Source organism: Burkholderia mycopellens (assembly GCF_964265025.1).
Lineage (GTDB): Bacteria > Pseudomonadota > Gammaproteobacteria > Burkholderiales > Burkholderiaceae > Burkholderia.
This window is the reverse complement of the sequence record NZ_OZ183802.1, coordinates 572,758-586,623: the sequence shown is the minus strand read 5'-3', so window position 1 is coordinate 586,623 and position 13,866 is coordinate 572,758. Positions and strand designations below refer to the sequence as shown.

The following is a 13,866-nucleotide window of genomic DNA, read 5'->3' as shown; positions in this document are numbered from 1 at the left end:
ATTCTGCGAGGAACTTCGTGTTTCCCGGCAGCGCTGCGTTTTCAGCAGCAGAGAAGCGAGATTATGAACCGTGTTTCGCAGTTCGTCAACAACTTTTTAACACATCGTTGCGACTGCGGGGCTCAACTTCCAGGCCAGTTGTACGCGCCAGACTGCCGCACACCACCGACCCTGCTTCCCTCTTCCGCGCCGCGTTTCCGTTAGCGCGAAAGAGGCGTGATTCTAAGCACCCGCCCCCAACCACGCAAGCCCCTTTGTGAAAATATTTTGAAAAAGCCCCCGTGCGCTATCGCGCACGGGGGCTGGGGGCTCGACGGGCGCGGAACGCCGGCGACAGATACCGGCCCTGTCGCCGGCCAACTACCCAAGCAGCCCCATCAGCGGTGCTTGAACACCGGCTTCCGTTTTTCGACGAATGCCGCCATCCCTTCCTTCTGGTCTTCGGTCGCGAACAGCGAATGGAACAGCCGACGCTCGAAGTGGACGCCTTCAGCCAGCGTCGTCTCGTACGCGCGGTTCACCGACTCCTTGACCATCATGACTGCCGGCAGCGAAAACTCGGCGATCGTCGCCGCGGCGGCAAGCGCCTCGTCGAGCAGCGTGGCGGCCGGCAGCACGCGCGAGACGAGCCCCGCGCGCTCCGCTTCGGCAGCATCCATGAACCGGGCCGTCAGGCACATATCCATCGCCTTCGCTTTCGACACCGCGCGCGGCAGGCGCTGCGTGCCGCCCGCACCCGGCATGACGCCCAGCTTGATTTCCGGCTGGCCGAACTTGGCCGTGTCTGCCGCGAAGACGATGTCGCACATCATGGCCAGTTCACAGCCACCGCCCAGCGCAAAGCCCGAAACCGCGGCAATGATCGGCTTGCGGATCTCGCGGACCGTCTCCCAGTTGCGCGTGATGTAGTCGCCCCGGTAGACATCCATATAGGAGTAGGTCGCCATCATGCCGATGTCCGCGCCGGCCGCGAACGCCTTCTCGCTCCCGGTCACGACGATCGCGCCGATGCCATCGTCCGCATCGAACGCCTTCAGCGCGGCACCCAATTCATCCATCAGGGCATCGTTCAGCGCATTCAAGGCCTTCGGACGGTTCAGCGTAACCAACCCGACACGCCCCCGGGTCTCCACCAGGATGTTCTCGTAAGCCATCTATTTCTCCTCGATCAATGAAATGAGAAACGCCTCGCACATGCGAATAGTTTGATGCTACCATTCTCCGACCAACCGGTCGGTTAATTAATCGATCCAACCCCTCTCAATGTCCATCAGGCTGCCGCCATGACCCATGCACTGTTCACGAAGCACGAAGACACGCTGAAACACGCACTCGCCGCCATCGAGAGCCGCGGGTACTGGAGCCCGTTCGCCGAAATGCCGAGCCCCAAAGTGTACGGGGAAAGCGCGAACGCAGATGGCGAAGCCGCGTTCAAGTCGCACCTCGACAAGACGTTTGCGCTCGACCAGCCGGCGTCCGGAGAAACGGTCGGCTCAGAGCGGTCGCCGTACGGTATTTCACTGGGCATCCGGTACCCGAAATCGACGCCCGACGAACTGATCGCCGCCGCTGCGGCCGCGCAACGTTCGTGGCGCGAAGCCGGCCCGAGTGCATGGATCGGCGTCAGCCTCGAAATCCTCGCGCGCCTGAATCGCGCCAGCTTCGAAATCGCCTACAGCGTGATGCACACCACGGGGCAGGCATTCATGATGGCGTTCCAGGCCGGCGGCCCGCACGCGCAAGATCGCGCGCTCGAGGCAGTCGCCTATGCATGGGACGAACTGCGCCGCATCCCGGCCGATGCGCACTGGGAAAAGCCGCAAGGCAAGAACCCGCCGCTCGCGATGCACAAGCGCTACACGATCGTCCCGCGCGGCACCGGGCTCGTGCTCGGCTGCTGCACGTTCCCGACCTGGAACGGCTATCCCGGCCTGTTCGCCGATCTCGCAACCGGCAACACCGTGATCGTCAAGCCGCATCCGGGTGCGATCCTGCCGCTCGCCATCACCGTCCGGATCGCTCGCGACGTGCTGCGCGAAGCCGGTTTCGATCCGAACGTCGTCACGCTCCTCGCGACCGAACCCAACGACGGCGCACTCGTTCAGGCGCTCGCGCTGCGCCCCGAGATCAAGCTGATCGACTTCACCGGCAGCACGCAAAACGGCACGTGGCTCGAACGCCACGCCCATCAGGCGCAGGTCTATACAGAGAAGGCTGGCGTCAACCAGATCGTGATCGACTCGACCGACGACCTGAAGGCAGTTGCCAAGAACATCGCGTTTTCGCTGGCGCTGTACTCCGGCCAGATGTGCACGGCACCGCAGAACATCTATGTGCCGCGCGACGGCATCCGGACGGCGGACGGTCATGCAAGCTTTGACGAGGTCGCACAGGCAATCGCCATTGCCGTGCAAAAACTCACCGGCGACCCGGCACGCTCGGTCGAACTGATCGGCGCAATCCAGAACGAAGGCGTGACCGCACGCATCGACGACGCCCGCCAGCTCGGCCGCGTGCTCGCCGACAGCCTGACCCTCCAGCACCCTGCGTTCCCCGATGCCCGCGTGCGCACGCCGCTCGTGTTGCAACTCGACGTGGCCGATCGCGAGAAATTCACGCAGGAATGGTTCGGCCCGATCTCGTTCGTGATCGCGACCGACTCGACCGCGCAGTCGCTCGACCTCGCCGGGGAAATCGCGGCGGAACATGGCGCGCTGACCCTCTCCGTCTACAGCACCGACGACGCGATCGTCGACGCCGCCCACGACGCGGCGGTGCGCGGTGGCGTCGCGCTGTCGATCAACCTGACGGGCGGTGTGTTCGTGAACCAGTCAGCAGCTTTCTCGGATTTCCACGGCACGGGCGCGAACCCGGCAGCCAATGCGGCGCTGGCCGACCCGGCGTTCGTCGCCAACCGGTTCCGCGTGGTGCAAAGCCGCGTCCATGTTGCGCCGAAGGCGGCACCCGCGGAAGCCGGCCAACCGGCATAACCCGAATGGCCGACGTGCAAACGCCGCCACGTTCTCTACCATGAACGAATCCGCCGCCTGGCGGGTTCGTTGCTCATCGATACGCCCATGACAGACGCCTATATCTGCGACGCGATTCGCACCCCCATCGGCCGCTACGGCGGCGCCCTGAAAGAAGTCCGCGCCGACGACCTCGGTGCGGTGCCGCTCAAGGCGCTCATCGAGCGCAACCGTGACGTCGACTGGGCGGCGATCGACGACGTGATCTACGGCTGCGCTAACCAGGCCGGCGAGGACAACCGCAACGTCGCGCGCATGTCGGCGCTGCTCGCGGGGCTGCCGACCGACGTGCCCGGCACGACGCTGAACCGGCTGTGCGGCTCCGGGATGGATGCGGTCGGCACAGCCGCGCGCGCGATCAAGGCGGGCGAGGCGCGCCTGATGATCGCAGGCGGCGTCGAGAGCATGACGCGCGCGCCGTTCGTGATGGGCAAGGCCGCGAGCGCGTTCGCACGCCAGGCCGACATCTTCGACACGACGATCGGCTGGCGCTTCATCAATCCGCTGATGAAACAGCTGTATGGCGTCGATTCGATGCCCGAGACGGCCGAGAACGTCGCGGTCGACTACAACATCAGCCGCGCCGACCAGGACCTGTTCGCGCTGCGCAGCCAGCAAAAGGCCGCGCGTGCGCAGCAGGACGGCACGCTCGCCGACGAAATCGTCGCTGTCACGATTCCGCAGAAGAAAGGCGATCCGGTGGTCGTCTCGCGCGACGAGCATCCGCGCGAGACGTCGCTCGAAGCACTCGCGAAGCTGAAGGGTGTCGTGCGCCCGGACGGCTCGGTGACGGCCGGCAACGCATCGGGCGTCAACGACGGTGCGTGCGCGCTGCTGCTCGCCAATGCGCAGGCAGCCGACCAGTACGGCCTGCGCCGCCGCGCACGCGTCATCGGCATGGCGACAGCCGGCGTCGCGCCGCGCGTGATGGGCATCGGGCCCGCGCCGGCGACGCAAAAACTGCTGCGCCAACTCGGCATGACCATCGATCAGTTCGACGTCATCGAGTTGAACGAGGCATTCGCGTCCCAAGGTCTCGCGGTGCTGCGCATGCTCGGCATCGCCGATGACGATCCGCGCGTGAACCCGAACGGTGGCGCCATCGCACTGGGGCATCCGCTCGGCGCATCGGGCGCCCGGCTCGTGACCACGGCGCTCCACCAGCTCGAGCGTACGGGCGGCCGCTTTGCGCTCTGTACGATGTGCATCGGCGTCGGCCAGGGCATCGCACTCGCGATCGAACGCGTGTAACCCACGCATCGCGCGCCTATAACGAAGTCATGAAGGAGACACTGCATGTCCTATCAGGCGATTCAGCTGGATATCGATCAGGCCTCGAACGTAGCGACGATTACCCTCAACCGCCCCGACAAGCTGAACAGCTTTACGCGGGCGATGCATCGCGAGCTGCAGTCGGCACTCGATGACGTCGAGGCGGCCGGCGCGCGCGCGCTGATCCTGACTGGTGCGGGGCGCGGCTTCTGCGCGGGCCAGGATCTGGCCGATCTCGACTTCACGCCGGGCGCGTCTACCGACCTCGGCACGCTGATCGACGAGCACTTCAATCCACTGATCCGCCGCCTGCAGCGTCTGCCGATTCCGGTAATCGCTGCCGTCAACGGCACGGCGGCCGGCGCCGGGGCGAATCTCGCGCTCGCATGCGATCTCGTGTTCGCCGCCCGCTCGAGCAGTTTCATCCAGGCCTTCGTCAAGATCGGGCTCGTACCCGATTCAGGCGGTACGTGGTTCCTGCCGCAACGCGTCGGCATGGCACGCGCGCTGGGGCTCGCGCTGACCGGCGACAAGCTCGGGGCCGAGCAGGCCGAGCAATGGGGCTTGATCTGGCGCGCGGTCGACGACGACACGCTCGCTGCATCAGCCCGCCAGCTTGCCACCCAGCTCGCGCAGCAGCCGACGCTCGCGATCGCATCGATCAAGCAATCGATGCGTGCCAGCGTCACGAACACGCTCGACCAGCAACTCGACATGGAACGCGACCTGCAGCGCATGCTCGGCGGATCGCACGACTATGCGGAAGGCGTGAAGGCATTCATCGAGAAGCGCGCGCCGCGCTTCGAGGGGCGTTGACATGACGACCACCACTGCCACGCTCGACCCCGATTCGCTCGCCCGCGCCGCCGCGCGGGCCATGTACGACGCCGACGCATGCAGCCGCGCGTTCGGGATGGAAATCGCCGAAGTACGCGCCGGCTACGCGCGCCTACAGATGCGCGTGCGGCCCGAATTCCTGAACGGGCATCAGACCTGCCATGGCGGGATCATCTTCACGCTGGCCGATTCGACGTTCGCATTCGCGTGCAACTCGTACAACGTGAATACGGTTGCGGCCGGCTGCTCGATCGAATTCCTGCGCCCCGTGCACGGCGATGACGTGCTGACGGCCGAGGCGATCGAGCAGGCGCGCGCCGGCCGCCAAGGCATCTACGACATCCGCGTCACGAACCAGGCCGGCGAAACCGTCGCGATGTTTCGCGGCAAATCCGCCCAGATCAAGGGCACGGTCATCCCGGAAGACCGCTGACGTCGACGGCTCGCACATAACAAACACTGGAGACATGCATGACTACCCCGCTACCGCTCGAGCCGATCGAGACCGCCTCACGCGACGAGCTGACCGCGCTGCAGCTCGAACGCCTCAAGTGGTCGCTCCGGCATGCGTATGACCACTCCCCCGTCTATCGTCGCAAGTTCGACGACGCGGGGGTCCATCCGGACGACCTGAAGACGCTCGCCGACCTGTCGCGCTTCCCATTCACGACGAAGAGCGATCTGCGCGACAGTTACCCGTTCGGGATGTTCGCGGTGCCGCAGGACCGGATATCTCGCATTCATGCGTCGTCGGGTACGACCGGCAAGCCGACGGTCGTCGGCTATACGGCAGGCGACATCGACACATGGGCGAATCTCGTCGCCCGCTCGATCCGCGCCGCCGGCGCGCGCCGCGGCGACAAGGTGCACGTCAGCTACGGCTACGGCTTGTTCACGGGCGGGCTCGGCGCGCACTACGGCGCCGAACGCGCAGGGCTGACCGTAATCCCGTTCGGTGGCGGCCAGACCGAGAAGCAGGTGCAGCTGATCCAGGATTTCCGGCCCGACATCATCATGGTGACGCCGAGCTACATGCTGTCGATCGCCGACGAAATCGAGCGCCAGGGTCTCGATCCCGTGCAGAGTTCGCTGCGCATCGGCATCTTCGGAGCGGAACCCTGGACCAATGACATGCGTGTCGCGATCGAGCAGCGGATGGGCATCGATGCAGTCGACATTTATGGGCTGTCCGAAGTGATGGGCCCCGGCGTCGCGTCCGAATGCGTCGAGACCAAGGACGGCCCGACCATCTGGGAAGACCACTTCTATCCGGAAATCATCGACCCTGAAACCGGCGAAGTGCTTCCGGACGGCGAACTCGGCGAACTCGTGTTCACGTCGCTGACGAAGGAGGCGCTACCGATCGTCCGCTACCGGACCCGCGACCTCACGCGGCTGTTGCCCGGCACTGCCCGCACGATGCGCCGGATGGAGAAGATCACGGGGCGCTCGGACGACATGATGATCGTGCGCGGCGTCAACGTGTTCCCAACGCAGATCGAGGAACAGTTGCTCAAGCAGCGCGCGCTCGCACCGCACTATCAGATCGTGCTGACGAAGGAAGGACCGCTCGACGTGCTGACGCTCAATGTCGAGCCTTGCCCCGAGACAGCACCCGATACGGCGGCGATCCATTCGGCAAAGCAGGCGCTCGCATACGATATCAAGTCGCTGATCGGCGTGACGGCCGTGATAAACGTGCTGCCCGTGAACGGGATCGAGCGGTCGGTCGGCAAGGCACGACGCGTCGTCGACAAGCGCAAGGGCTGACGGCAATCGCAGTGCGTTATTTACGTGCGGTGAATCCGTAGCTGCAAATGAAACAGCCCGATCGGCCAACGCCGATCGGGCTGTTTCATTCCGGGACACCGTTGGACACCCGCCGACGCAACACGCGCGTCACGAATGCTGACACCGCACGGGCACCCCCACGATCAGGGCGACGCCCCCTCGCACACCGCCGCGCCCACGAATACCGCGTCCAATGTATCGGCGGCGACCCGAGCGCACCCAGCCCCCGTTACTATCTTCACGCCCCGATAATCGGGGTTTTGGCCAGCCGGGCCCGGCATGATTCCCGCCCCCAGTCGCAGTCATGATCCGGGGGGTGTTGTCACCGGGCCTGGTGGGTGGCTGGTGATCGCTGATAGGGGTTTGGCCGGGATATCCCGACGCCGTCCGTAACGTGGATGCCGAGACTTGCCACCGTTGTTGCGGGCCAATCCGTTCACTCTGCACAAACTGCGATGCAAGACACACAACAACGTGATGCCGTCGATGTCTTCGTCGGCGTCGATGTCGGTAAAGGCCAGCATCACGCCGTCGCACTCGATCGAAACGGCAAGCGTCTGTACAACAAAGCGCTACCCAACGACGAGGCCAAGCTGCGTGCCCTCATCGCTGAACTCAAGACTCACGGTCGACTTCTGTTCGTCGTCGACCAGCCTTCCACCATTGGCGCACTCCCAGTGGCCGTCGCCCGCGCTGAAGGTGTACTCGTCGCCTATCTGCCGGGACTGGCTATGCGCCGCATCGCTGACCTGCACGCCGGCGAAGCCAAGACCGATGCCCGCGACGCCGCGATCATTGCCGAAGCGGCCCGCTCGATGCCGCATACGCTGCGCTCGCTTCGATTGGCCGACGAGCAGCTCGCCGAGCTCACCATGCTATGCGGCTTCGACGATGATCTCGCCGCTCAGGTCACTCAGACCAGCAACCGCATTCGCGGCCTGCTTACCCAGATTCATCCGGCGCTCGAGCGCGTTCTCGGACCGCGCCTCGACCATCCGGCGGTGCTCGATCTGCTTGAGCGCTATCCGTCGCCCGCCGCGCTTGCCGCAACCAGCGAGAAGACGCTCGCCAACCGTCTGACCAAGCTCGCGCCCCGCATGGGCAAGAACTTAGCGGCCGAAATCGTTCAAGCGCTGAGCGAGCAAGCCGTGATCGTACCCGGCACGCAGGCTGCCACCATCGTCATGCCCCGCTTGGCCCAGCAACTCGCCGCCTTGCGCAAGCAGCGTGGCGAAATCGCCGCCGAAGTTGAGCGGCTGGTGCATGCTCACCCTCTTTGGCCGGTCCTGACCAGCATGCCGGGAGTCGGCGTCAGGACCGCCGCCAGACTCCTGACCGAAGTCGCCCATAAAGCCTTCGCTTCGGCTGCTCATCTGGCGGCCTATGCTGGCCTCGCGCCGGTCACCCGGCGCTCAGGCTCGTCGATCCGTGGCGAACATCCATCCAGACGCGGCAACAAGGTGCTCAAGCGCGCCTTGTTCCTCTCCGCCTTCGCCGCCTTACGAGACCCAGTCTCACGGGCCTACTACTCGCGCAAGGTCCAGCAAGGTAAGCGCCACAACCAGGCACTCATCGCGCTGGCACGGCGACGCTGCGACGTCCTGTTCGCCATGCTGCGCGACGGCACCATTTACCAACCCAAGTCAGCCCCTAACGCTTGACGAAAGACATAGGGGCACCCCCCGCGCCGCCTCACATCACGAATTCGGGAACAGCAGCCACATCCGGCCGACCTGCTTCATCCGCCCGGCCTGATCGCCTGCGTCGTCACCGAGCCCCCAGAAATAGTCGGCCCGCACGCCCCCCTTGATCGCTGAGCCCGTATCCTGCGCAAACACGAGCCGGTTCATCGGCGTATTCGTCAGCGGGCGCGTGGTCTGCAGGAACACCGGTGTGCCGAGCGGGATCGACGACGGATCGACGGCGATCGAGCGCTCCGGCGTCAGCGGCACGCCCAGCGCGCCGATCGGGCCGTCCGCGCCGCCGTGCGGTGCATCTTCCTTGGTCGGCATGTCGCGGAAGAACACGAACCGCGGATTCGTGTCGAGCAACGCGTCAACGCGGTTCGGATTCGCCTTCGCCCACGCCTTGATGCCCTGCATCGTCGCCTGAGCGGGCGTCAGCTCGCCGCGATCGAGCAGCCACTTGCCGATCGAGCGGTACGGCTGGTTGTTGGTGCCGCCGAAGCCGACCCGCATCACCGAACCGTCGTCGAGCAGCACGCGCCCCGAGCCCTGCACCTGCAAGAAGAACGCTTCGATCGGGTCGTCGACCCACACGAGTTCGTTGCCGTTCAGGATGCCTGCGCGTTCGAGTTGCGCACGTGCCGGCAGCGCGGCGCCCGCGCGATAACCAGCCGGCCAGCGATAGAGCGCGTACTGATACGGGCCGCGACGCACACGCGAACCGTGCAGCAGCGGCTCGTAGTAGCCGGTCACGAGCCCGTCGAGCGTCCCGTCGGTATTCGCAAGCTGGAACGGCGTGAAATACGTTTCGAAGAACGTACGTGCACTGCTGACGTCAAGCTCGTCGAGCCGGTCGGCAGCCGCGCAAGCACGCTGCCAGGCCGGCTGGCGCGCGAGCCGCACGCAGTTCTGCCGCAGCGCGGCCGTCGCGCCGATCAGCGAATCGTCCTCCCAGCCCGGCACCTGCTGCCACGCGACCGGCGTGAGCCGCTTCGCGGCGACCTGACCCGGCACGACCGCCGCGCCGGTCGGTGGCTTCAGCGACGATGTCCGCGTCGGCGCGCCACCGCACGCCGCAAGCAGCGCCGCCGCAGCCGCAGCCGCCACCCACCCGGCCACCCGAGGCCCAAACCCAATACAATGTCCGTTCTTGATGGAAACCGCCATGTCAGATTTTCTCGACCAATATCCGATGCTCATCTTCGCGCTCGAAGCCTTCGTAGCGCTTGCCCTGCTGATCTTCATCGTCGTGTGGACGTCGTCGGGCAGAAAGAAGCACGCCCGCAACAACGACCGCCAGCCGCGCTAACGCGCGAACGCACTGACGCGCCCGGCACGCTCAATGCAGCGTGCGCGGCATGTGCAGGGCAAACTCGTCGACCGGCGCCTCGAAACGCTCGCCGTCCTCCGCCACGCAGAAGTACGCGCCCCGCATCTTGCCGACCGGCGTCGCGATCACGGCCCAGCTCGTGTACTCGAAGTGCTCGCCCGGCTGCAGCAGCGGCTGGTGCCCGACGACACCAAGCCCCTTCACCTCCTGCACGTGGCTCTCGCTGTCCGTGATGATCCAGTGACGCGCGATCAACTGCGCCGCGACCTGCCCCGTGTTGCGGATCGTCAGCGTGTACGCGAATGCGTATTGACGGCGATCGGGGTCGGATTGTTCCGGCAAGTAGCTGGTTTTCACCGAAACGGTGAACTGATACTGACTCATGGTGTTTCCGCTGGAAGATGACTGCCCGCGCCGGCATGGGCAACGGGGCCGCGGGCGCGCCGCGTTGGTTCGGCATTCTATGCGCAATCGGGCCTCGGCCGCACGGCCCGCCTCCGCGCACCGGGTCGCCGGACGGTAGAATGACGGTTTTGCGCCGCAACGTCCCCGCTCCCCTGCCATGACCCAATTCCGCATCGCTCCCAGCATCCTGTCGGCCGATTTCGCACGGCTCGGCGAAGAAGTCCGCAACGTGGTCGCCGCCGGCGCCGACTGGATCCACTTCGACGTGATGGACAACCATTACGTGCCGAACCTGACCATCGGCCCGCTCGTGTGCGAAGCGATCCGCCCGCACGTGCAGGTGCCGATCGACGTGCACCTGATGGTGCGCCCGGTCGACCGGATCGTGCCCGATTTTGCGAAAGCCGGTGCAAACCTGATCAGCTTCCACCCGGAAGGCTCCGATCACATCGACCGCACGCTGTCGCTGATCCGCGACCACGGCTGCAAGGCCGGCCTCGTGTTCAACCCGGCCACGCCGCTGAATTACCTCGACCACGTGATGGATCGCCTCGACTTCGTGCTGCTGATGTCGGTCAACCCGGGCTTCGGCGGCCAGTCGTTCATTCCTGAAACGCTGAACAAGCTGCGCGAAGCACGCGCGCGCATCGACGCGTACACCGAGCGCACCGGCCGCGAGATCCTGCTCGAGGTCGACGGCGGCGTGAAGACCGACAACATCGCGGAAATCGCGGCGGCCGGTGCCGACACCTTCGTCGCGGGTTCGGCGATCTTCGGCAAGCCGGACTACCGCAAGGTGATCGACGAGATGCGCGCCGCGCTCGCTACCGTCGAGCGGAGCTGACGCCGTGGCCGAATCGTCGCTCGCCGGCCATGCGCCGGCCCGGGCCGCAACGGAACCCGCCCCGATCCGCTTCGCCACGCCGCGCATCGATGCGGCGCTGATCGATCTCGACGGCACCATGGTCGATACGGCCGACGATTTCACGGCCGGCCTGAACGGGATGCTCGCGCGGCTCGGCGCACCGGCCACGTCGCGCGACGAGGTGATCGGCTACGTCGGCAAGGGCTCCGAACACCTGATCCAGAGCGTGCTGAAGCCGCGCTTCCCGGCCGACGAAGCGCACGCGCGCTTCGACGACGCACTGGCGATCTACCAGACCGAATACGCGAAGATCAACGGCCGCCACACGCGTCTCTATCCGGACGTGGCCGCCGGTCTCGACGCGATGCGCGCAGCCGGCATGCGGCTCGCGTGCGTGACGAACAAGCCGCACCGCTTCGCGGTCGAGCTGCTCGAGCAGTACGGGCTGGCCGATCGCTTCGGCATCGTGCTCGGCGGCGACAGCGTCGCGCGCAAGAAGCCCGATCCGCTGCCGATGCTGACGGCCTGCAACGCGCTCGGCGTCGCACCGGATGCGGCAGTCGCGATCGGCGACTCGGAAAACGATGCGCTGGCAGGCCGCGCGGCCGGGATGGCGACGCTGACGGTGCCGTACGGCTACAACCATGGCAAAGCTATACAAACGATAAATTCGGATGGTATAGTCGATTCGTTGCTGGTCGCAGCTCGCGCGATCTCCGCGCACAACGCCGGCCGGCCAACCCTCTGATTATTTCTTCCATCTGCATGTTTCTGAATAAAAAACGGAGTCTGAGCAGCATCGACCGGGGAGCCTGGCCCTGGCGTCGCTGGTCGCGCTAACCTCTTCGATGAGGTACGCTGAAGTACGTCTTCAGCGCCGTTTTTTATCTCGCTGCGCATCCGCGCGCCGATCGTCGCACCACCTCGAGTTCTACCGTGTCCGAACGCTTGCGTTCAGGCCCGGCCGCAGGCTCGCGACGTTCACGCCCGGAGTGCCGGCCGGCAACAGGCACTTCTCGATCGACCGCCCTTTCGCCGACGGCACCCCGCGCAGCGTCAAGTGATCCCTGGCGCCCGCGCCGCTCGTCCCGAACAGGACCGGAACATGACCGAACTCGAATTTCAATCGCTCGCGAACGAAGGCTACAACCGCATTCCGCTGATCGCGGAAGCCCTCGCCGATCTCGAAACGCCGCTGTCCCTCTACCTGAAGCTGGCCCAGCCCGAACGCTCGGGCGCCAACTCGTTCCTGCTCGAATCGGTGGTCGGCGGCGAACGCTTCGGCCGCTATTCGTTCATCGGCCTGCCCGCCCGTACGCTCGTGCGTACCCGCAACGGCGTGTCGGAAGTCGTGCGCGACGGCCAGGTCGTCGAAACGCATGACGGCGACCCGTTCCAGTTCATCGAATCGTTCCAGGCGCGCTTCAAGGTGGCGCAGCGCCCGGGCCTGCCGCGCTTCTGCGGCGGTCTCGCCGGCTATTTCGGCTACGACGCGGTGCGCTACATCGAGAAGAAGCTCGCGAACACGGCGCCGCGCGACGATCTCGGCCTGCCCGACATCCAGTTGCTGCTGACCGAGGAAGTCGCGGTGATCGACAACCTCGCCGGCAAGCTGTACCTGATCATCTACGCGGATCCGGGCCAGCCCGAAGCGTATGCGAAGGCGAAACACCGCCTGCGCGAGCTGAAGCAGCGCCTGCGCACGACCGTGCAGCCGCCCGTCACGTCGGCGAGCGTGCGTACCGAGACGTTCCGCGAGTTCAAGAAGGACGACTATCTGGCCGCCGTGCGCCAGGCGAAGGAATACATCGCGGCCGGCGAGCTGATGCAGATTCAGGTCGGCCAGCGTCTGACGAAGCCGTACCGCGACAATCCGCTGTCGCTGTATCGCGCGCTGCGTTCGCTGAACCCGTCGCCGTACATGTACTACTACAACTTCGGTGATTTCCACGTGGTCGGCGCATCGCCGGAAATCCTCGTGCGCCAGGAAAAGCGCGGCGACGACCAGATCGTCACGATCCGCCCGCTCGCCGGCACGCGCCCGCGCGGCAACACGCCCGAGCGCGACGCGGAACTCGCGACCGAACTGCTCAACGATCCGAAGGAGATCGCCGAGCACGTGATGCTGATCGACCTCGCGCGCAACGACGTCGGCCGCATCGCGGAAATCGGCTCGGTGAACGTGACCGACCAGATGGTCATCGAGAAATACTCGCACGTGCAGCACATCGTCAGCTCGGTCGAAGGCAAGCTGAAGCCCGGCATGACGAACTACGACGTGCTGCGCGCGACCTTCCCGGCCGGCACGCTGTCCGGCGCGCCGAAGGTACGTGCGATGGAACTGATCGACGAACTCGAGCCGGTCAAGCGCGGGTTGTACGGCGGCGCGGTCGGCTACCTGTCGTTCTCGGGCGAGATGGATCTCGCGATCGCGATCCGCACGGGCCTGATCCACAACGGCAACCTGTATGTGCAAGCGGCGGCGGGCGTCGTCGCGGATTCGGTGCCCGAATCCGAATGGCAAGAGACCGAAAACAAGGCGCGCGCGGTGCTGCGCGCGGCCGAACAGGTCCAGGACGGCCTCGATAGCGACTTCTGACCGGAGACTGACCATGCTGCTCATGATCGATAACTAACATTCGCATCTCAAGA

General features: G+C 65.6%; 12 protein-coding genes. 9 read left to right on the top strand and 3 right to left on the bottom strand.

Features of this window, described 5'->3' with window-relative positions; all coding sequences use genetic code 11:
• Nucleotides 1-377: 377 nt before the first annotated feature.
• Nucleotides 378-1,154, bottom strand: coding sequence for an enoyl-CoA hydratase (locus tag ACPTTC_RS02835; RefSeq protein ID WP_039362373.1), 777 nt, complete (start codon nucleotides 1,152-1,154; stop codon nucleotides 378-380).
• A gap of 129 nt (nucleotides 1,155-1,283) precedes the next feature.
• On the opposite strand from ACPTTC_RS02835, the gene paaN reads away from it, so the two are divergent.
• The 6 genes from paaN (at nucleotide 1,284) to ACPTTC_RS02805 (ending at nucleotide 8,590) form a co-directional block, all read left to right on the top strand.
• The gene (gene paaN, locus ACPTTC_RS02830) at nucleotides 1,284-2,990 is read left to right on the top strand and encodes a phenylacetic acid degradation protein PaaN (protein WP_423391498.1); all 1,707 of its coding nucleotides are present in this window, start codon (nucleotides 1,284-1,286) and stop codon (nucleotides 2,988-2,990) included.
• Nucleotides 2,991-3,077: 87 nt separating this feature from the next.
• Nucleotides 3,078-4,280 (top strand): 3-oxoadipyl-CoA thiolase, encoded by a 1,203-nt coding sequence (pcaF, locus tag ACPTTC_RS02825; protein WP_423391497.1) that lies wholly within the window; start codon nucleotides 3,078-3,080, stop codon nucleotides 4,278-4,280.
• 45 nt (nucleotides 4,281-4,325) lie between these two features.
• Nucleotides 4,326-5,117, top strand: coding sequence for a 2-(1,2-epoxy-1,2-dihydrophenyl)acetyl-CoA isomerase PaaG (gene paaG, locus ACPTTC_RS02820; protein ID WP_175971698.1), 792 nt, complete (start codon nucleotides 4,326-4,328; stop codon nucleotides 5,115-5,117).
• Between the two features lies 1 nt (nucleotide 5,118).
• Nucleotides 5,119-5,571 (top strand): hydroxyphenylacetyl-CoA thioesterase PaaI, encoded by a 453-nt coding sequence (gene paaI, locus ACPTTC_RS02815; protein ID WP_423391496.1) that lies wholly within the window; start codon nucleotides 5,119-5,121, stop codon nucleotides 5,569-5,571.
• Nucleotides 5,572-5,609: 38 nt separating this feature from the next.
• Nucleotides 5,610-6,908, top strand: a complete 1,299-nt coding sequence (gene paaK / locus ACPTTC_RS02810) for a phenylacetate--CoA ligase PaaK (protein ID WP_423391495.1) — start codon at nucleotides 5,610-5,612, stop codon at nucleotides 6,906-6,908.
• Between the two features lie 476 nt (nucleotides 6,909-7,384).
• Nucleotides 7,385-8,590, top strand: a complete 1,206-nt coding sequence (locus ACPTTC_RS02805; RefSeq protein WP_423391287.1) for an IS110 family transposase — start codon at nucleotides 7,385-7,387, stop codon at nucleotides 8,588-8,590.
• Between the two features lie 36 nt (nucleotides 8,591-8,626).
• Here ACPTTC_RS02805 and ACPTTC_RS02800 read toward each other — a convergent pair whose 3' ends face one another.
• Complete coding sequence (locus ACPTTC_RS02800) at nucleotides 8,627-9,859, bottom strand: murein transglycosylase A (protein ID WP_423391494.1); 1,233 nt, start codon at nucleotides 9,857-9,859, stop codon at nucleotides 8,627-8,629.
• Nucleotides 9,860-9,953: 94 nt separating this feature from the next.
• Nucleotides 9,954-10,328 carry a Co2+/Mg2+ efflux protein ApaG gene (gene apaG / locus ACPTTC_RS02795; RefSeq protein ID WP_423391493.1) on the bottom strand — a complete coding sequence of 125 codons (375 nt, stop codon included), beginning with the start codon at nucleotides 10,326-10,328 and terminating at the stop codon, nucleotides 9,954-9,956.
• 178 nt (nucleotides 10,329-10,506) lie between these two features.
• Here apaG and rpe point away from each other — a divergent pair, with 178 nt between their 5' ends.
• From rpe to trpE, 3 genes are all read left to right on the top strand, one after another.
• Nucleotides 10,507-11,193, top strand: a complete 687-nt coding sequence (rpe, locus tag ACPTTC_RS02790; RefSeq protein WP_011883156.1) for a ribulose-phosphate 3-epimerase — start codon at nucleotides 10,507-10,509, stop codon at nucleotides 11,191-11,193.
• A gap of 4 nt (nucleotides 11,194-11,197) precedes the next feature.
• Complete coding sequence (locus ACPTTC_RS02785) at nucleotides 11,198-11,962, top strand: phosphoglycolate phosphatase (protein WP_423391492.1); 765 nt, start codon at nucleotides 11,198-11,200, stop codon at nucleotides 11,960-11,962.
• Nucleotides 11,963-12,319: 357 nt separating this feature from the next.
• Nucleotides 12,320-13,813 (top strand): anthranilate synthase component I, encoded by a 1,494-nt coding sequence (trpE, locus tag ACPTTC_RS02780; protein ID WP_423391491.1) that lies wholly within the window; start codon nucleotides 12,320-12,322, stop codon nucleotides 13,811-13,813.
• Nucleotides 13,814-13,866 lie beyond the last annotated feature (53 nt).